Source organism: Micromonospora sp. NPDC048843, from assembly GCF_040649965.1.
In the GTDB taxonomy this organism is placed as follows: domain Bacteria; phylum Actinomycetota; class Actinomycetes; order Mycobacteriales; family Micromonosporaceae; genus Micromonospora; species Micromonospora hortensis.
On sequence record NZ_JBEZGJ010000002.1, the window covers coordinates 43,965 to 62,889 of the forward strand.

At 70.4% G+C, this 18,925-nt stretch carries 15 protein-coding genes; 7 read left to right on the forward strand and 8 right to left on the reverse strand.

Annotated elements, in window-relative coordinates; all coding sequences use genetic code 11:
* Positions 1 to 66 precede the first annotated feature (66 nt).
* The 3 genes from AB0C20_RS00840 to AB0C20_RS00850 form a co-directional block, all read right to left on the reverse strand.
* Positions 67 to 1,254: an MFS transporter gene (locus AB0C20_RS00840; protein ID WP_238682599.1), complete on the reverse strand. Its 1,188-nt coding sequence runs from the start codon at positions 1,252 to 1,254 to the stop codon at positions 67 to 69.
* 127 nt (positions 1,255 to 1,381) lie between these two features.
* Complete coding sequence (locus tag AB0C20_RS00845) at positions 1,382 to 5,416, reverse strand: discoidin domain-containing protein (RefSeq protein WP_357566931.1); 4,035 nt, start codon at positions 5,414 to 5,416, stop codon at positions 1,382 to 1,384.
* A 169-nt stretch (positions 5,417 to 5,585) separates the two neighbouring features.
* A complete protein-coding gene (locus AB0C20_RS00850) occupies positions 5,586 to 6,197 on the reverse strand; it encodes a helix-turn-helix domain-containing protein (RefSeq protein WP_357566932.1) in 612 nt (203 codons plus the stop codon).
* 67 nt (positions 6,198 to 6,264) lie between these two features.
* Here AB0C20_RS00850 and AB0C20_RS00855 point away from each other — a divergent pair, with 67 nt between their 5' ends.
* Positions 6,265 to 7,665: an MFS transporter gene (locus AB0C20_RS00855; RefSeq protein ID WP_357566933.1), complete on the forward strand. Its 1,401-nt coding sequence runs from the start codon at positions 6,265 to 6,267 to the stop codon at positions 7,663 to 7,665.
* 359 nt (positions 7,666 to 8,024) lie between these two features.
* On the opposite strand, the gene AB0C20_RS00860 is transcribed toward AB0C20_RS00855, so the two are convergent.
* From AB0C20_RS00860 to AB0C20_RS00875, 4 genes are read right to left on the reverse strand one after another with little or no spacing between them, the layout of a single operon-like run.
* Positions 8,025 to 9,959, reverse strand: a complete 1,935-nt coding sequence (locus AB0C20_RS00860; protein WP_357566934.1) for a Na+/H+ antiporter NhaA — start codon at positions 9,957 to 9,959, stop codon at positions 8,025 to 8,027.
* A gap of 43 nt (positions 9,960 to 10,002) precedes the next feature.
* Entirely contained in the window at positions 10,003 to 11,508 is a 1,506-nt protein-coding gene (locus AB0C20_RS00865; RefSeq protein WP_357566935.1) for a tripartite tricarboxylate transporter permease, read from the reverse strand.
* 20 nt (positions 11,509 to 11,528) lie between these two features.
* Positions 11,529 to 11,990 (reverse strand): tripartite tricarboxylate transporter TctB family protein, encoded by a 462-nt coding sequence (locus AB0C20_RS00870; RefSeq protein ID WP_357179920.1) that lies wholly within the window; start codon positions 11,988 to 11,990, stop codon positions 11,529 to 11,531.
* Between the two features lies 1 nt (position 11,991).
* The gene (locus tag AB0C20_RS00875; RefSeq protein WP_357566936.1) at positions 11,992 to 13,014 is read right to left on the reverse strand and encodes a tripartite tricarboxylate transporter substrate-binding protein; all 1,023 of its coding nucleotides are present in this window, start codon (positions 13,012 to 13,014) and stop codon (positions 11,992 to 11,994) included.
* Between the two features lie 145 nt (positions 13,015 to 13,159).
* Between AB0C20_RS00875 and AB0C20_RS00880 the strand changes: the two genes are divergently transcribed.
* On the forward strand, positions 13,160 to 13,843 hold the full coding sequence (locus tag AB0C20_RS00880) for a response regulator transcription factor (RefSeq protein ID WP_357179914.1): 684 nt from the start codon (positions 13,160 to 13,162) through the stop codon (positions 13,841 to 13,843).
* A gap of 4 nt (positions 13,844 to 13,847) precedes the next feature.
* On the forward strand, positions 13,848 to 15,269 hold the full coding sequence (locus AB0C20_RS00885; RefSeq protein WP_357179911.1) for a HAMP domain-containing sensor histidine kinase: 1,422 nt from the start codon (positions 13,848 to 13,850) through the stop codon (positions 15,267 to 15,269).
* A gap of 12 nt (positions 15,270 to 15,281) precedes the next feature.
* Here the strand turns inward: AB0C20_RS00885 and AB0C20_RS00890 are convergent, their stop codons facing one another.
* Entirely contained in the window at positions 15,282 to 16,226 is a 945-nt protein-coding gene (locus tag AB0C20_RS00890; RefSeq protein WP_357566937.1) for a TAXI family TRAP transporter solute-binding subunit, read from the reverse strand.
* A 347-nt stretch (positions 16,227 to 16,573) separates the two neighbouring features.
* Between AB0C20_RS00890 and AB0C20_RS00895 the strand changes: the two genes are divergently transcribed.
* Genes AB0C20_RS00895 through AB0C20_RS00910 form a run of 4 tightly spaced genes read left to right on the forward strand, consistent with a single transcriptional unit; the run spans position 16,574 to position 18,817 of the window.
* On the forward strand, positions 16,574 to 16,972 hold the full coding sequence (locus tag AB0C20_RS00895; RefSeq protein WP_357566938.1) for a YbaB/EbfC family DNA-binding protein: 399 nt from the start codon (positions 16,574 to 16,576) through the stop codon (positions 16,970 to 16,972).
* Complete coding sequence (locus AB0C20_RS00900; protein ID WP_357566939.1) at positions 16,959 to 17,303, forward strand: type VII secretion target; 345 nt, start codon at positions 16,959 to 16,961, stop codon at positions 17,301 to 17,303. Before AB0C20_RS00895 ends, AB0C20_RS00900 begins: the two co-directional genes overlap by 14 nt.
* A complete protein-coding gene (locus tag AB0C20_RS00905; RefSeq protein WP_357566940.1) occupies positions 17,300 to 18,583 on the forward strand; it encodes a WXG100 family type VII secretion target in 1,284 nt (427 codons plus the stop codon). Before AB0C20_RS00900 ends, AB0C20_RS00905 begins: the two co-directional genes overlap by 4 nt.
* 9 nt (positions 18,584 to 18,592) lie before the next feature.
* Positions 18,593 to 18,817 carry a hypothetical protein gene (locus tag AB0C20_RS00910; RefSeq protein ID WP_357566941.1) on the forward strand — a complete coding sequence of 75 codons (225 nt, stop codon included), beginning with the start codon at positions 18,593 to 18,595 and terminating at the stop codon, positions 18,815 to 18,817.
* Positions 18,818 to 18,925: the final 108 nt, after the last annotated feature.

Here is an 18,925-nt window from a genome sequence, read left to right on the forward strand (position 1 = left end):
CGCCGCAAGACCTCAGTGAATGGCCCGCCAGGCACGCCGGTTGCCCTGAACTGGCCGCGCCGGTGATCAGCTCGCGGGCCGTGTCCGGCCGCCCCGGACCAGGCTGAGCAGGACGACCAGCGCGAGCACCGCCACCACCGCGCTGAAGACCTCGCCGGCCGGGCGCAGGCCGATCGTCTGGATCAGCAGACCGACCCCGACCGCTGGCACACCGAGCATGGCGAACAGGATGGCGAAGAAGGTCGACACCGCCTCGGCCCGGTGCTGCGGTTCGGTCTTCATCGTGATCGTCGCGATGCCGTCGCCGACCGCCACCCCGGACGCGACACCGGTGATCGCCGCGCTGACGATGAGCGTCGCCAGCAACGCCATCCACATGCTGAACGCGAGCAGGCCCGCCCCCACGACGAGGCCGGCGCAGGCGCTGGCCAGCGCGGCGCGCGAGGACAGCACGCGGGTCAGCAGTTGACCGAACGCGGCGCCGGTGAACGCCACGAAGACCACCAGCGCGGCAAGGGTGTGCGAGGTCTCGTGCAGGACCATGCCGAGGAACAGCCCACTCACCGACGTGAGCACCCCGAGGGCGGCGAAGCCCGCGCCGGCGGTGAGCGCCGAGCGGACGAAGGCCCCGCGGATGGTCGCCGGCACGTGCAACCGCTGCACCCGCAAAGTCACCGGCGAACGTTCCCGGACCGTCTCCGGCACCCCGCGGAGCGCGATGATCGCGATCACCGCCAGGATCAGCACGATCACCCAGGGCAGCCGGAGCGGATCGGGTGCCACGTCCGACACGATCCCGGACAGCAGGGTGCCGGCGGCCAGGCCGCCCAGGTTCGCGAAGATCGACACGGTGGCGGCCCGCTTCGGGTGCCGAGGGTCGATCAGCTCCGCCAACGCCGCGGTCGCGGCACCGATGATCAGCGCGGCGGACAGCCCGGCGAGGATCCGACCCACGATGATCATCGCCAGGTCCACGGCGGCCAGGAACACGGCGTCGGCGGCGACCGAGAGCAGCAGCGCGATGAGGATGACCGGACGTCGGCCGATCTGGTCGGAGAGCCGACCGAAGACCAGCAACCCGACGACGACTCCCAGCGCATACAGCGCGTAGACCACCGTCACTGTCAACGACGAGAAGCCGAACTCCAGCTCGTAGAGCGGGTAGAGCGGCGTCGGCACCGTGGTGCCCACGAGCGTGATCCAGAACGCGAACGCGACCCGTACCGCGCCGGACGTGGAACCGGACCGTGTCACACGTACAGCATGAATCTCGGTCCCACGCCGAGGTGCGGTAACGGATCTAAACGCCCGCATCAGGTGGCAGCGCACGGGTCCACGGTGGGAGGCGGAGCAGCACGCCGCCGCCTCCCACCGCGTACTCCTAGGAGTTGTACGCCTGCGCGGTCACCGTCACCTGGCGGGCGAGGCCCGACCGGGCCGGCCAGGAGACCCGCACCTCGCGACTCTCCCCCGGCAGGAGCCAGAAGTAGTTGTCGTCGTAGCGGGCCGGCAGGACCCGCTTACCGCGCTGGTCGCGCACGGCGAGCCGCACCAACGCGGCGACAGTACGGCCCTGGTTGCGGACCGTCGTGTTGACGGTGTTGCGTCCGTCCACGACGCGTACGGTGCTCGACGACGTCGACAGTCGGGTGCTCGGCACGTCGTTGAGCGCCCGCAACTGCTCGGCCTTGTCGTAGCGCCAGTAGGTGTTCTCCGTGAGCAGCCGGTCGCGGCTGTCCCGAAGCTCCAGTCGTACCAGGTGCAGCCCGCCGCCGTCCGGCGCGGCGAGTGGGAAGGCCGCCGTGGTGGCCGAGCGGGCCACGTCCACCCGCTGACGCTGGGCCGCGCCCAGCGACCGGCCGTTCAGGTCGTACCGTCGGGCGCTCACGGTGACCCCGCTCAACGGCGCGGCGGTGTGGTTGACCACCCGGACCTGCCAGGTGCCCGGGTCGGCCTGGACGTGCACCGGCTCGCACCCCTTTCGGGCGCCGTAGTAGGCGCCGTTCACGTCGAGGTCGTAGTCGTAGGTCTGCCAGACCGTGCTGTGCCACGCCGGGTGCGACATCCACAGCAGCAGACCGGTGGCGTCCTGCCACAGGTTGGCGTTCCACGCCTCGAACATGGCGCGGTGGCTCTCGTAGTTGACGAACTGTGCCCGGGTGGCGAACTCGTCGAGCGAGTCGGACTCCCCGAGCCGCGCGTCGATCGCCGCCTGGTACGTGCCGACGCGCTGGTTACCGATTGTCGACCAGTCGTGGTAGTTCCACACCTCACCGATCGGCCACTCCGGCGCGTCCCCGACGAGGTTGCGCATGCTTTCGGTCACCGACACCACCGGCATGCCGATCTCGGTGTGGAAGCCGAACGAGTCCGCCTCGTAGATCGTCTTGTCGGTGTAGGTCGTCGGGTCGACCCAGCCGTACGGCCCACGCCCGCTCACGATGCCGCTGGCGGAGTTGGGGATGTAGAGGATCTCCGGGTGCTCGGTGGCGACGGCCTGCTTGAGCCCGGCGTCGACGATCGGCGGCGGGTCCCCCTCGTTCGCGCCGCACCAGACGACGATGCTCGGGTGGTGGCGGAACCGCCGGATGGTGTCGGCGGCGATGTCGACGTAGCCGGGCGGGTTGGGCAGGAACGCCCCGGCCTGCCAGAAGTCGTTCCACACCAGGATGCCCTGCTCGTCGCAGGCCTGGTAGAGCTCCTCCCGGTTGCTACTGCCGAGCCAGTTGCGGATCATCGTGAAGTTCATGTCGCGGTGCATCTCGACCGTGTCGGCCAGCCGGTCGGGCAGCACCCGACGCAGCAGTTCGTCCCAGCCCCAGTTGCCGCCCCGGGCGAACACCGGCACACCGTTCACAGTGATCTTCAGCTCGGTGATCTTGTTGCTGACCGCCTTGACGTCGGTCCAGCGCTGCCCGTCGTCGGAGACCTGAATGACGAAGTCGCGGGCGTACGCCTGCTCCCAGACGATTGTCACCTGGTCGAAGCTGACCGGAGCGCCGAGGTCCACCTGGATCCACTGGTTGTCCTCGAAGGTCGACGACCACCGGGTGCGGGGGTTGCCGTCGACGGCCCGGTCGGGGCCGTTCGAGTCGCCGTCGGACGACGACGCGGTGGCGGTCCGACGCAGGGCCAGGTCGACGTCCGGCTCGGCCTGCCGCTGCACCGAGAGCGCCCACATGGACACGCCCCACGAGGTCACCCGCGCGCCGGTCTGGATGCGCAGGTGCTGCGCGGTCTGGCTCGCGAACGTCTCGACCTGGGTGGCGCGGCTGCCCAGCGGGGTGTCGTTACTGACCGACGTCACGTCGTTCCAGGCGTCCCCGTCGGCGGAGACCTGCACGCGGTAGTCCAGCGCGTACGCCTGCTCCCACACGATGGTGACCCGGTCGAAGTCCACAGCCGCGCCGAGGTCGACCTGGATCCACTGGTCGTCCTCGGCCTGCGAGGCCCAGCGGGTCGCCGCGTCGCCGTCGACGGCCTTGCCGGGCCCGTTGCCGTCGTTCTCCGAGGACGACGCGCTGGCCTCGCGGCGCAGGGCGAGATCCGGGCCGGTGCCGTCGGCCACCGACAACGAGAACATCGAGATGCCCCAACCGGTGGCACGCTGGCCGGCCTGGATACGCACGTGCCGGGCGTGCTGCCTGTCGAACGTGACCGTCTGGGTCGCCGCGCCGTCCACGAACTCCAGCGCGGGCTTGCCGGGCGGCGAGATGACGACCGGCTGGTGCCAGTCGTAGGCGAACTCGCGGACACCGAAGCGGAGCGCACGCCGGTCGCTGACCGCGCGCTTGACGGTGGCGGTGAGCGTGAGGTCGTACAGGTGGGGGTCGCCGTAGCCGTTGGGCCACCAGAGCCGGGGGTTGCGCAGCCGCAGCGCGCGGAAACGCTCCGGCGCGAAGGTGACTGTGGTGCTCCCGCCGGCGGGGACGGTCACTGTCGACTCGACGCGTACCTTGTCGAACTCCGCGCGGACGGTGACGGTGGTCGCGCTGGTCGCCGCGTTGCGGACCGGCACCCGGATGGTGACCTCGGCGGTGTCGGTGCCGGGCAGGTCGGGCAGGGTGGTCTGCACGTGCGGGTCGCCGATGACCACGGCGCCGGTGCTGCGCAGGCGGACGTGGTCCCAGAGGCCGGTGACCCGGTCGCGGACGGCAGGCATCCAGTCCCACCCGGACACCGCCAGGTAGGTCGGCGCGTCAAGGTAGTGGTGGGCCGACTGGAGGAAGGTACGGCCGTCGGGGCCCTTGTCGCCGGGGGTGCCCGGGTGCGGCATCGGGGTGACCCGGACGGCGAGGACGTGCTCGCCACGGTGACCGGCCAACGCGTCGGTGATGTCGAAGGCAGCCCGTGCGAACGGGTGATTGACGCTGCCGACCTGCACCCCGTTGACCCAGGCGGTCGCCTCGTGGTTGATCCCGTCGAACTCCAGCCAGATCCGTCGGCCGACCGAGGTGTCCAGGTCGCGCGGCAGCCGCAGCGCGCGCCGGTACCACCAGGTGTGCCGGGACAGCGCCTCCGGGATGCGCATGTTGTTGAAGCCGGCCACCGGGTCGGGCAGGTGTCCCTGCTCCACCAGAGTGCCCAGCACGGTGCCGGGTACCGTCGCCGGCAGCCAGGACCGGACGTCGACGCCGGCACGGGAGAGTTCGGCGCCGTCGGTGGTGCCAGCGAAGTCGTCCATCGTCAGCGACCAGCCCGACTCCAGCGGCACCGTGCCGTCGGCGGCGACCCGCAGCTCGGGGGCCGGGCCGGTGTTGCCGCCCTCCCAACTGGTCCAGCCCTCGGCCTTCGGCCGGCCGGCTAGCGGTACGCCGTAGACCTGGAAGCCGTTGAGGCCCACCGGGTTGCTGTTCGAGCGCTTCGTGGCGGTCATCCGGATCCACCGGGCGGTGACCGGCTCGGGCAGCTTGATGGTCTGTGCGCCGCCCTGGCCCTCGCCGGTCTCGTACACCGACCGCCAGGCACGGCCGTCGGTGGAGACCTCGATCCGGTACGCCGTCGCGGCGCTGGAGAGGATCTCGTCACCGTCGGTGTCGGTGTAGTTGCCGTCGAACGGCCCGTCGGTGAGCGTGGCCTCGAAGACCAGGGAGACGGCCTCGATCCGGCACGGCGCCTGGAGGTCCACCGAGATCCACTGTGGATCACCCTTGGCGGCGCGCCATCCACTCCCCCGGACGCCGACCTGCGGCAGACCGTCCACGGCGAAGGTGGCCGGCGTCGGCGCGTAGTCGGTCGAGGAGACCGTCACCGGGCGGTACCGGGCCAGGTCGGTGGCGGTCGGGTTGGCGGTCGGCGTCGGCCCGGCGGCGGACGCGTGGGCGTCCGGGAGGGCCGCGGTCACCCCGACCGACGCCAGCAGCGTCGCGCCGGCGGAGAGGAAGGTACGCCGGGAAATCGGCGATGGCTCGGACATCTTGCCTCCAGACATGACAACGTTGTCAGATGGCGAGGGTCTGTGACAACGTTGTCAGATGGTGGCCCGATGTTTCCCGAGAGTCAAGGGTCCGAGTCCATCGTGATTCCCCGAACACGTTCCGCAGCTGTTCCACTTCGGACATCGCCGCTCGGGGGGACGACAGAGGTCACTCCGGCTGCGCGCTCAACCCGTCGAGGGCGACAGTGAGCACGTGATCGCGCTGGTCGGCACGGGGAAAGTGCCCGGAGGCAATGGCGCTGGTCAGGCGCATGACGTCGTCGATGGTCACATCGGCGCGCACCTCACGCGCCCGCTGGGCCCGCTCGAGCAGTGGTCCACCGGCGGCGTAGAGCGCCCGCCGGCACTCCAGGTAGGCAGTGGACTTTCGGTTCAGGCCGGCGGCCAGCGGCTGCTTCGCCCCGATGTATTCCACGAAGCGCCGCAGCCAGGCGTACAGCCCGTCGCGGGGGGCGAGGCTCTCGGCCTCCCCGGCAGTCGCGCACACCGCCTCGACCTCGGTGACGTAGACGTTCTCGATCAGCACCTCCCGCGTCGGGAAGTTGCGATAGAGCGTCGCGATGCCCACCTCGGCGCGGCGGGCGATCTCCTCCAGCGGAGCATCCGCGCCCTGCTCGGCGAAGGCGACCCGGGCCGCCGCCAGGATCGCGTCGTAGTTGCGGGCGGCGTCGGCCCGGTGCGGGCGGGCCACGCGCAGGTGGGTGAGGGCCGTCACGATGCCGATGTCTCCCAGCGCTAGCAACCGGAGGTCAGCTATCACTAGAGTGATAGTGCGCCTCCACTTATTCGGAGGTCTCCTATCAGTCTAGCCCGAAAGAAGGCGGACCATGCCTCCGACTCCCGCTACCCGTCGCGGGACCGCCCTGGCGCTCATCCTCGGCTCACAGCTGATGATGACGCTGGACACCTCGATCATCACGACCGCGTTGCCGCACGTGCAGCGGCAGTTCGGCTTCTCCCAGTCCGGGCTCTCCTGGGTGCAGAACGCCTACGTCCTGGCGTTCGGCGGCCTGCTCCTGCTCGGCGCCCGAGCCGGTGACCTGCTCGGCCGCCGCCGCGTCTTCCTCGCCGGGATCGCACTGTTCACCGCGGCGTCCCTCGCCGCCGGCCTCGCCCCGAGCGGCAGCTGGCTGATCACCGCCCGCGTCGTGCAGGGTCTCGCCGCCGCGCTCGCGGTGCCCTCCACGCTCGCGCTGCTGGTCGCCGACCACCCCCAACCGGGGGCCCGAGCCAGGGTGATCGCCCTCTACAGCGCGGTCATCGGCGCCGGCGGGAGCGTCGGCATCGTCATCGGCGGCGTCTTCACCGACCTGCTCTCCTGGCGCTGGGGAATGCTCGTCAACGTTCCGATCGGCATCGCCATCGCGCTGCTCGCACCACGGTTCCTGGTCGAGACCGAACGCCGCGCCGGTGCGTTCGACATTGGCGGGGCGTTGACCTCCACCGGTGGCATGACCGCCCTGGTGTACGGCTTCATCCAGGCCGCAGCAGCCGGCTGGAGCGCACCGGGCACCGTTGTCTCATTGGGTCTCGGCGCCGTCCTGCTGACCGCCTTCGTGCTGATCGAACACCGAGCACCACAGCCCATCACCCCACTGCGACTCTTCCGCAGCCTGGAGCGCTCCGGGGCGTACGCCGGGCGGATCCTCATCGTCGGCGCGACCTTCTCCACCTTCTACTTCCTCAGCCAGTACCTCCAGGAGGTGCTGCACCTCAGCGCCCTGCAGACCGGCTTCGCGTACGTGCCCATCACTGGCATGTTCTTCGCCATGGTGTACGCCATCCGGCCCCTGCAGAACCGGCTCGGCCGCCCCATCCTGCTGGTGGCGTCCCTCGTGCTCGCGCTCGCCGGCATGGCGTGGCTGTCGCGCATCTCGACCGGCTCCAGTTACTTCCCGGACGTGCTGCTGCCCCTGCTGGTGATCGGAATCGGCCAGGGCATCGCCATCATCCTGATGACCCAGGGCGGCGTCGCCGGAGTCGAACCACAGGACGCCGGCGCCGCGTCCGGCCTCGTCAACGTCGCCCACCAACTCGGCGGCTCGCTCGGCATCGCGATCCTCACCATCGCGTACACCCGCGCCAGCTCCGCCACCGACCCGACCGCGGGCTTCCACGCGGCCTTCACCGGCGCGGACGTCTTCTTCCTGATCGCCCTGGCCCTCGCGGTCGTCGTGGCCGTCGCGGGCCGCCGCGCCAACCGGCTCGCCGCCCTCCCGGTCACCTGAACGCCCCGGGGGCGCCCGGGGCCGCGCGCGCTGCAGGGCCCCCGGCGGGCGGGGCTGGGGCGGGCGGCGCTGGGGCGGGCGGCGCTGAGGCCTGGAGGGCTTAAGCGTGCGGGCCCCGAGGGGCTGTGCGGGCCGGCGGGCTGCGGGGCTGTATGGGTTGGCGTGCTGCCTTTGGAGCTGATGCCGCAAACGATTCAGCTCCAAAGGAGCCGGCCAACACCTCCGCACCCCGCAACGCAGAGGCGGGATCGGAAGTCACGGCGGCGGACCCCGTTGATCCAGCGCCGCCGCCGCTGCCGGAGGGCGCGGGAGGTGACCGCTGCGCTCGTCGACCGCCTGGCCCGGTGACGGCCGCGCGGTCAGCTCGCCGGACCGGCCTCGTGCCGGCCGGGGTCCCGAGGGTGGTACTCGGGGCGGAGCTTCGCGCTCGCGAACGCCGCCTTCACCGCCGCCGAGAGCGCGACGATGTCGTACGCGCCGTGGTGCCGTCGGCCGTTGATGAAGAAGGTCGGGGTGCCGGTGACACCGCTGAGATCGGCCGAGTCGACATCCTCGGCGATCCGGTCCACGCCCATCCGCTTCACCATGTGCTCCCGGAACCCGTCCAGGTCCAAGCCGAGCTGTTCGGCGTAACCCAGCACGTCAGCGGGGTTGAGAGCGTCCTGGTGGGCAAGCAGCAGGTCGTGCATCTCCCAGAACGCGCCCTGCTCCCCCGCCGCCTCGGCGGCCTCGGCCGCGAGTTGAGCATGCGGGTGGACGTCGGTGAGCGGCAGGTGCCGCCAGACGTACCGGACGTTGGCGAAGTCCGCCAGCAACTCTCGGACCACCGGCTCGGCCTGCCCGCAGTAGGGGCACTCGAAGTCGCCGTACTCCACCACAGTCACCGGCGCATCGAGCGACCCCCGCACGTGGTCGCGATCCGCGTCGACAGGCAGCATCAGGTCGACTATCCCCTCGGTGACGCCCAGCAACGCACGGGTCCGCCGCGCCGGCGAGAGCCGTCCGACGGAGCGGAACACCAGCCAGGTGACCATTGACGCGCCGAGCGTCGCCACGAGGATGCCGAACTTCGCCTCGTCCAGGGCCGGGCCGTCCAGGGCATGGGTGGCGATCAGGAGCGCGACTGTGAACCCGATGCCGGAGATCGTGCCGACCCCCGCGACGGCGACCCACCCGACGGGCGGCCGGAACCGGTTACCGCTGAGCCGGGTCACCAACCACGCGGTGGCCACGATCCCGGCCGGCTTGCCGACGACGTACGCAACCACGACGCCGACCGTGACCGGAGAGGTCACGGCCCGGGCCAGCAGGTCGCCGTCGATCACGATGCCGACGTTGGCCAGCGCGAAGAGTGGCACCACCACGTAGCTCGCCAACGGATGGTAGAGCGTCTGCAACCGTTCGTTCGGCGACAGCGCCGAGGTGAGCCCGGCCCGGGCCATCCGGGCCAGTTGCGGGGTGGGCTGTTCCCGGAAGAGGCGGAACTGGTCGCTGGCCCGTTGCAGGTCGCCTCGGCCGGGTGCGTAGGCGTAGGTCAGCAACCCCATCACCAGACCCACCGCGACCGGGTCGACACCGGACATCGAGACGGCGAGCCAGGCCGCCACCCCGAGCAACGCGTAGACCGGGCCGAACCGCACCCCGCAGCCCCGGACGAGCAGCACGACGCCGAAGATCGCCGCCGCGACGATCAGCGCCGTCAGCGAGGGGTGATGCGGGTACGCGATGGCCAGCACCGCGATCGCCACCACATCGTCGACGACGGAGACGGTCAACAGGAAACCCCTCAGCCGTTCCGAGAAGCGTGGCCCGAAGACGGCCAGCGCGCCGAGCGCGAGCGCCGTGTCGGTGGCCATCACCGCGCCCCAGCCCGCCGCTGTGGTGTGCCCGGCGTTGATGGCGAGGTAGATCGCGATCGGCACGAGCATGCCGCCGACCCCGGCCAGCATCGGCAACGCCAGGCGACGCCGCTCCCGCAGCTCGCCGATGTCGAACTCGCGGCGCAACTCCAGCCCCGCGACCAGGAAGAAGAACGTCATCAGGCCGCTGTTGATCCAGGTACGCACGTCGTGCGCGACCTGCCAGTCGCCGAGCCGGACCGATAAGGGGGTGCTCCAGACCGACTCGTACGACGATGCGCTGAGGTTCGCCCAGACGAGAGCCGCCACAGCGGCGATCAGCACCACCCGCGCGCCGCCGGTCTCGGTCCGCAGGAACGAGCGCAGCGGGGCGTTGAACCGCCTGTCCCAGACGGTCCGGCTGGTCCAGCCCCGGGGCGTGTTGTCGCTCGTCACGGAAACAATCTTCGTCGACCTGACCGTCACGTGGTCCGGATTGCTACTCCTCCTCAGCGAAGACGACGGCGCGGCGCCGTCGGATCGTCGGCAGGACGGCGACGACGAGCGCGACGAGCGCCAGGGCCAGCAGCGCCGCGGAGATCGGCCGGGTCACGAAGACCGACGGGTCGCCGCGGGAGATGATCAGCGCGCGGCGCAGGTTCTCCTCCAGCAGCGGGCCGAGGACGAAGCCGAGCAGCAGAGGCGCCGGCTCGCACCCGCACTTGATCAGGACATAGCCCAGGATCCCGAAGAACGCGATCGCGTAGACGTCGTACGCGTTGGAGTTCAGCGAGTAGGTGCCGATCGCGGCGAACAGGATGATCATCGGGAAGAGCACCTGGTACGGGATGCGCAGCATGCGCACCCAGAGGCCGATCAGCGGCAGGTTCAGCAGCAGCAGGAGCACGTTGCCGATCCACATCGACGCGATCAGGCCCCAGAACAGCGCCGGCTCGTCGTTGATGACGTTCGGGCCCGGGGTGATGCCGTGGACGATGAACGCGCCGATCATCAGTGCCATCACCGGGTGGGCGGGCAGGCCCAGGGTGAGCAGCGGAATGAACGACGTCTGCGCGGCGGCGTTGTTCGCCGACTCGGGGCCGGCGACGCCCTCGATCGCGCCCCGCCCGAACTCCTGCGGCCGCTTCGAAATGCGCTTCTCGACGGCGTACGAGGTGAACGAGGCCAGCACGTGGCCGCCGCCGGGCAGGACACCGAGCGCGGCGCCGAGACCGGTGCCCCGCAGGATCGGGGCGACGATCCGATGCCGGTCCTCGCGGGTCGGCCAGAGGTTGGTCACCTTGCTGACGATCGCCGTGCGGGTCTGCTCGTTCTCCAGGTTGCGCAGGATCTCGGCCACCCCGAACAGGCCCACGGCGACCGACACGAAGTCGATGCCGCCGTACAGCTCGCGCTGCTCGAACACGAAGCGGGGCGTTCCGGTGTAGATGTCCTGGCCGACGGTGCCGAGCAGCACGCCGAGCGCGATCATCGCCAGCGCCTTGAGCGCCGTGCCCCGCGCCAGCGCGATCGACACGATCAGGCCGAACAGCACGAGTGAGAAGTAGTCGGCAGGGCCGAACTTCAACGCGACACTGGCCAGGGGCGGGGCCGCGGCGGCCAGCGCGACGGTGGCGACAGTACCCGCGACGAAGGACCCGATCGCCGCGGCCGCCAGGGCGGGGCCGGCCCGGCCCTGGCGGGCCATCTCGTGCCCGTCCAGCGCGGTGACCGCCGCTGACGACTCACCGGGCAGGTTGATCAGGATGGCGGTCGTCGAGCCGCCGTACTGTGCCCCGTAGTAGATGCCGGCCAGCATGATCAGCGCGGTGACCGGCTCGAAGCTGAACGTGATCGGTAGCAGCATCGCCACGGTGGCAGTGGGCCCGATGCCGGGCAGCACGCCGACTGCGGTCCCGAGCAGCACTCCCACGAAACAGTAGAGGACGTTCTGGACCAGCAGGGCCGTCGAGAAGCCCAGCGCGAGGTTGTCGAGGAGTTCCATGCCTCAATCCGGTTGTCGCGTCAGAAGCCCAGCCAGGGGCCCCACAGCGGGATCCGCAGCTGAAGTCCGACGACGAAGATGAGCGTGCTGGCCACTGTCAGCCCGGCGGCCACGGCCACCGCGGTGAGCAGCCGTACGCGTGCGCTGGCCAGGGTGGTGAGCAGTGCGGTCACCGCCGTCGTCGGTACGAACCCGAGTCGCCGGATGGTGAACCCGAAGAACAGGACCGCGAGCACGATGACGGCGACCGCCCGCCACGGGACCGGCCCGAACGCGATCACCTCACCGGCGATGAGCCCCTTGCCGGCGATCGCCAGGCCCAGGGCGACCACTGCCGCGCCTACCAGCAGCGGGAAGGCGCCCGGGCCCATCCGTGTGGGGGTGCCCAGCTCGTAGCCGAGCGCCCCCACCACGAATGCGCCACCGATCAGGACGAAGATCCCCCCGGCGAGGACGTCCGGGAACGACCGACGGCGCTCCACCTCAGGAGACCTTCACCCCGGAGTCGGCAATGATCTTCGCCCAGGTGCCGAGCTGCTCGTCGAGCTTCGCCCGGTGCGCGTCCGGGGTCGCGTCCTGTGCCGGGACCGGCGCGGTGCCCAGCTTGGCCATCTGGTCGATGACCCCCTGGTCGGCCAGTGCCACCTTCAACGCCTCGGACAGCTTCTGCACGATCTCCGGCGGCGTGTCGGCCGGAACGTAGAGACCGTGCCACACGCTGACCGTCAGCTGCGGCAGCCCGGCCTCGGTGGTGGTCGGCAGGTCGGGAAGGCTCTTCACGCGCTCGGGTGTGGTGACCGCGTACGCCTTCACCTTTCCCGCGGCGATCTGGCCGCTGGTGTTTGTCGTCTGGTCGCACATGAAGTCGACCTGGCCGCCGACGAGGTCGGTCAGCGCGGGACCGGTGCCCTGGTACGGGACCTCCTGGAGCTTCACACCGGTGGTGCTCTGGAACAGCAGACCGCACAGGTGCGACGCGGCGCCGATGCCGGCGTTGGCCAGCGTGACCTTGTTGGCGTTCGCCTTCACGTGGGTCACCAGGTCCTGGAGTGTCGCGGGCGCGAAGTCCTTACGCGCGACGATAGTCATCGGCACCTCGGTGACGAGCCCGACCGTCTCGAAGTCCTCCAGGGGCTTGTAGCCCAGGCTCTTGTAGAGGGCGGGCGCCGTCGACATGCCGATGTGGTGCATGAGCACCGTGTAGCCGTCCGGCCTGGCCCGCGCGACATCGCCGGCGCCGACCGTGCCGCCGGCACCCTCGACGTTCTGGACGACGATCTTGCCACCGAGCTTCGCGGCCATCGGTCCGGCGATCATCCGGGTGACAGTGTCCGTCGGACCACCCGCGCTGAACGGCACGACGATCGTGATGTTCTCGTCCGGGTAGTTCGCGGCGTCCCCTCCTCCGGCGGCACCGCCGTTACCCGAACAGGCGGCGGTGAGCGCGACGACACCGATCGCGGCGATCATCCGCGCGGTGGCCCGGTATCTGCTGGTCGTTCGCATATGGCGACCTCCCCATCAACGCATGGACATCCCTCGGCGCGTCAGTGGCCCCCAGTCTCGGCTGGTCGGGGCCCGGATGGTGTCAGAAAAATCCCAAGAACCCGGGCCGACACGAGCACCGATCCGGGCCGTACACTTCGCCGGTATGCGGATAACCGTCATCGAGGATGACGACCGCGTGGCGCGGGGTCTGGTGACCGTCCTGACCCAGGCGGGCTTCGAGGTTCACCGCGTCGCCACCGCCGCGGAAGCCGAGCGCGCCGCGCCGTCCGACGTGGTCCTCGTCGACCTGGGTCTGCCCGACGGCGACGGGCTCGACGTGATCCGCAAGTTGCGCGACCACCCGCAGACCGCAGTGATCGCGGTGACCGCGCGATCCGAGGAGCACGAGCGGGTTCGTGGCCTGCGCGCCGGCGCCGACGACTACATCGTCAAACCGTTCGGCGTCCCCGAGTTGCTCGCCCGGATCGACGCCGTCCTGCGGCGAACCCGGGCCGCTCGCGCCACCGGCCAGACCGACGAGCCACTCGTCCTCGGCCCGATGCGGATCGGCGTCGGTACCCGCGAGGTCACCGTCGACGGCGCACTCGTGCCATTGACCCGCAAGGAGTTCGAACTGCTCCTGCTCCTGGCCCGGCGGGCGCCCAACGTGGTCAGCCGCGACGTCATCCTCGACCAGATCTGGGGCGCGTCCTGGGAGTCGTCGAGCCGCACCCTGGACACCCACATCGCGGCGCTGCGACACAAGCTCGGGCCGGGCGTGGTCATCCGGACCGTCCACGGCGTCGGCTATCGGCTGCTGGCCGACCAGCCGGAGCTGATCGGCTGACCGCGTGCACCGCCGGCTGCTCGTCGTCCTGGTTCCCCTCGCGGTGCTGCTCGTCGCGGCGCTCGGGGTGCCGCTCAGCATCACAGTGGCCGAACGCGAGATGCAGGAGACGTACGTCAACCGTCTCAACGACGTCGGCCGGTTCGCCTCGCTGGCCGAGACCGCGCTGTCGACAGGCCGCACCGAGGCGTTACAGCAGGAGCTGACGCGGTACCACGAGCTCTACGGCATCCCGGTCGCGCTGATCGACACGTCGGGCGCGGTGCTGCTCGGACCGACCGACGCGTACCAGAAGGCGGCGCGCGCCGAGGCGGGCTTGCCCCGGATTGTGACCGCAGCGCTTGCCGGCGCGCGCTCCGAACCGTCCTGGGAGTGGGCGCCGTGGGACGACTCCGCACTCGTCGTGGCGGAGCCGGTCGGCCGGGACAGTGAGGTCGTCGGCGCCGTCGTGACGATCTCCGACCTGTCCCGGACGCGCGAGCTCATCCTCGTACGCTGGGCCCGGCTGGCCGGGCTCGGGCTGCTGCCGTTGCTCGCGTTGACGGCCGTCGCGTGGCCGGTGTCGGCGTGGGTGCTGCGGCCGGTGCGCAAACTCGACGCGGCGACCTCACGGATCTCCGAGGGCGACCTGACCATCCGCGCCGACGCCGAGGCCGGCCCCATCGAGCTGCGGCGGCTGGCGCGGTCGTTCAACACCATGATGGACGCCGTCGAGAACGCCGCCCAGCGACAGCGCGCCTTCGTCTCCGACGCGTCACACCAGTTACGCAACCCGTTGACCAGCCTCCGGCTCGCCGTGGAGAGCCTCGCGCCACACCTGCGGTCCGACGGCGACGGACAGCAGGTGTACGACGTCGCCGTCGACGAACTCAAGGCGATGCAGCGGATGCTGAACTCGCTGCAGGCCAGCGCGCGGATGGAGAGCCTCCGGACGGCGTCACCGGTGGACCTCGACGAGGTGCTGGCGACCCGGGTGGACCGGTGGCGGGCCCTGACCGCCACGGCCGGGCAGACGCTGACTGTCGACGTACCCCCGGGGTTGTGGTTGCTGGAGCCACCGGGCGGCCTGGGCAGCATCCTGGACGAGCTGATCAGCAACGCGTTGCGGCTGTCCGACGCGCAGGCCGTGGAGGTGACCGCGCAGGTCGTCTCCGCTGGCCCGGGCGCCGTCACGGTCGCCGTCAGCGACGACGGCCAGGGCATCGACGTGTCCGAGCGGGCGCAGGCGTTGCAACGGTTCTGGCGCTCCCCTCGGCACCAGAACGTGTCCGGGACCGGCCTGGGCCTGGCGATCTGCGCCGACCTCATCGGGTCGGCCGGCGGTGAGCTGCGGCTGGAGGAGGGCCTGCCGCGCCCGGACGGGTCCGGGCACGGGCTGGCCGCGGTGGTGGTGTTGCCAGTCGCACCCGCGTCGACGCCGGCCTGACAACCGCCGTAGTCAGCGTTTGCGGTCGCGGAACCAAGCCGCCGCGCCCGGGTGGAGCGGGACCGACGCGGTGGAGATCCCGGTACGCACGTTGATCTGCCACGCCTCCGGAAGGGCCTCGGCGCCGTCACGACCAGCGGAGGTGATCGCCCCGGTGTGCCGGAAGACGGTGTCGGTGATGGCGTAGACCAGGTCGTCAGGCAGGTCGTCGCGTGCCAGCAGCACGTTCGGCACTGCGACGGTGCGGGTAGCCGGGACGCCAGCGTAGGCGGCCGCGTGGATCATCGCCGGGGCGTAGGGACCCGGGTACGCCGTGAAGAGCCCGTCCGCCTGCGCGTCCAACGGAATCAACCGGATCGGGTGCCGCTGCGCCAACTCGGTGATGGCGGGCGTGGGGACGCCGGTCAGCGAGAACATCGCGTCGATCGTGCCGTCGCGCAGCGCCCCCGCCGACCCGGCCTGGCTGAGGTTCCAGCCGTCGGCTTTGAGCGGGCCGAGCTCCAGGACCCGCCGCGACGTGAACTCCGTGCCCGAGTCGTGCGCACCGAGAGACACCCGCTTGCCCTCAAGATCCCGAAACTCGCCGATCGCCGAACCGGCCATGACCACGAGATGCAGATGACTGTCGTAGAGCCGGCAGATCGCCGACAGCCCCCCGGGCGCGCTGCCGTCGCTGGTGATCAGCGCGTCCAGGCTGGTCAGCCCCAGGTGCACCTCGCCGGCCCGCAGCATCCGAATGTTGTCGGTGGACGCCCCGCTCGGCACCGTGGTCACAGTGACACCCGGCACCTGCTCGGAGATGTGCTCAGCCAGCGCCCCACCGATCCGCCGGTAGACCGCCCCCGCCGGCCCGGTAGCCAGTCGCAGGTGGACCTCATCCGCCGCAGGCTGCGGTGAACAACCGACAAGCAGCCCACTGCCAGCCAGCAACACCGCCCGCCGACTGAACCGCGTCATGCGGAAATGATACGAACGAATGCCCGTGGTGCCCCCGCTGCGCCGATCCGCCCCACCGCGCCGATCCGCCCCACCGCGCCGATCTTGCAGTTGCGGTCGTCGAAATGCTGGATTCTGACTCATTTGTCGCGACAGTAAGCGCAAGATCGCGGCCCGGCTCGGTCGATCATGGAGTTGTGGTGCCCGGTTTAGCAGCACAACGGGCGCTTTGTTGCCCACCACAACTCCATGATCGACGGGGCGGCGCGAGGGTTCACACTGAGGGCATACACGCAGCGCCACTGGTTGGTAGCGTGCCGGTGATGTCGGCGGTTGCCGCCGGCAGGGGTCCCCTGGGGAGGGTCGACGTGTGGGCGGACGACGCTGCGCTCGACGCGGCGGAGCGCCGGCTCGACGAGTGGGAGACGTCGCTCGCCGAGCGGGCGGAACGCGCCAAGACTCTGTCGGCGGCGATGCGGGGCCTGACCGGCACCGCCCGCAACCCCGATCGGACCGTCGACGTCACAGTCGACTCGGCCGGCCTACTGATCGACCTACGGCTCGACGAGCGCATCCGGCAACAGCCCGCCGCCCACACCGCTCGGCAGATCCTGGAGACCACCACTGCCGCGCGCGCCGACCTGCTCCGACAGGTCAGCGACGCAGCTACCCAATCATCGGGTGACGACCCGAGCGTCCAGGCCATCATCGACTCGTACCGCAGCCGGCTCCTCCCCGACCAGGGATCAAACGATGCCCGTCGGTGACGGCATCCAGGTCGACCCGGACGACCTGACCGCCCACGCCGCACGCCTCGATCGCTGTGCCAGCAGCCTCGACACCGCCCAGCAGGCAGGCCAGCACGTCCGATTGGGCGCCGACGCCTACGGGCAGCTCTGCGCGATGATGCCGGTGCTGCTCGACGGCCTGCAGCGAACCCTGGTCGACAGCATTGGCGCGGCCGCCGAGTCTGTGCGGGACACCGCCGGCAAGCTGCGGGTCGGCGCCGACCGCTACCGAAGCTCCGACACCCACGCCAAACAGCTACTCGACGGGGTGCGGCAGCGCCAGCTCGATGAGGTGCGGCGGCGCCCGTGACGTCGAACCCGCTCGTCGCCGCCGCTGCGGACACCCCGCCCAGCGCCTGGGCGGGCGTGTGGATCTGCGAGGACATCGAACTCATCGCCCAGGGCGTCCGGACCGGCAGTTGGATCGACGGCAGCCTCGGTGTCGTGAGCGCGAGCCTGGACGCCCTCGCCCTCGTCTCCGACCCGGTCGGCGCCCTGCTCCAGTACGGGATCGCCTGGCTCATCGAACACGTCAAGCCGCTCAGCGAGGCGCTGGACTGGCTCGCCGGCGACCCGGCGCAGATCACCGCGCACGCCCAGACCTGGCGCAACGTCGCCGGGTCGCTCCGCGACGACGCCACCGAGTTGGCTCGCGCCATCCGCAGCGACGTCGCCGGTTGGGGCGGCAGTGCCGGCCCCGCCTACCGGGCCTGGGCCAACGAACAGCAACAGGCCATCACCGGCCTCGCCCAGGGCGCCGACACCATGGCCGCGATCACCGAGGGCGCCGCCGGCCTGGTGGCCGCCGTCCGGCTCCTGGTCCGCGACGCCATCGCCACCTGCGTATCCCGCATCATCGTGTACGCGGGCGAGCTCCTCATCACCGGTGGGCTGGCCGCGCCGCTGGTGGTGGAGCAGGTGACGACCTTGGTGGCGTCGTGGGGGGCGCGGATCGCACGGTTGTTGCGCGGGTTGCTGGCCAGCCTGCGGCGGCTGATACCGGAGATGCGCCGGCTCGGCGACCTCATCGACAAACTCAAGCAGGCGTTGGGGCGCAGTCGGAACGCGCCGGATGCGGGCCCCGGCAGCGCAACTGATGGGGCACGGTGGGTCCATGGCGGTCATACCACTCGGCCTCGCAATCTGGCGGACTACGGACGACAGGATCATTGGGCGGAGGAGGCGTACGAGGCGATCCGTCAACGGGCCGATGCCGGCGTCATCGCTCGCCATGTCACGGACGCCCCCCGTCTCGACGGATCCCGAGGGTTCTCGCAGGAGGAGATCGAGCAGATCCGCCGACACATCTTCTTTGACGAGCACCCGATGGATGACTACGCGGGCGGGATGATCCAACAACGATACGATCCGAGCCCACCCATGGCTGAAGCATGGTTACGCTTGCGGCGAGGCAGTCCGTTGCCCGAGGATTACGCACTACTGGAGCACGAATTGGCGGAATTGCGCTACTACCGGGAACATCCCCAGGCGGCATACCGGGAAGCACATCTTGCCGCCAACCAGGTGTCCGACTGGGAGACGTCCGTACCAGGGCCGACCTATGAGGACCACTCAAGCGTTGGGGGCTAGAACATGGGGATGATGGTGACCGCCCGGCGCGTGGAAGCAACAGGGGGTGAGGTCCGATACGAGTTCGGGCTGGATGACAAGTTCGACCGGATCCTGACAATCGATCCACGCACCCTGGATGCCAGTGTCGAAGATGGTGATTTCAACTCGGCGGCAGGTGCGATAACGGCAAAGATCGTGAAGGCTTGGCGGTCCAGCGGCGAGTTCCCGACGAGAATGCTCTTCGCAAGCTGAACCCGGTCGGGCTGCCCAACTCCCGTCGGGGTCCACGTCAAGCGTTGTTCAAGGAAGTGGTGGACGCGACCTATTCGGCGAAGGCTCCCCTGAGCGCGCGAAGTCCGA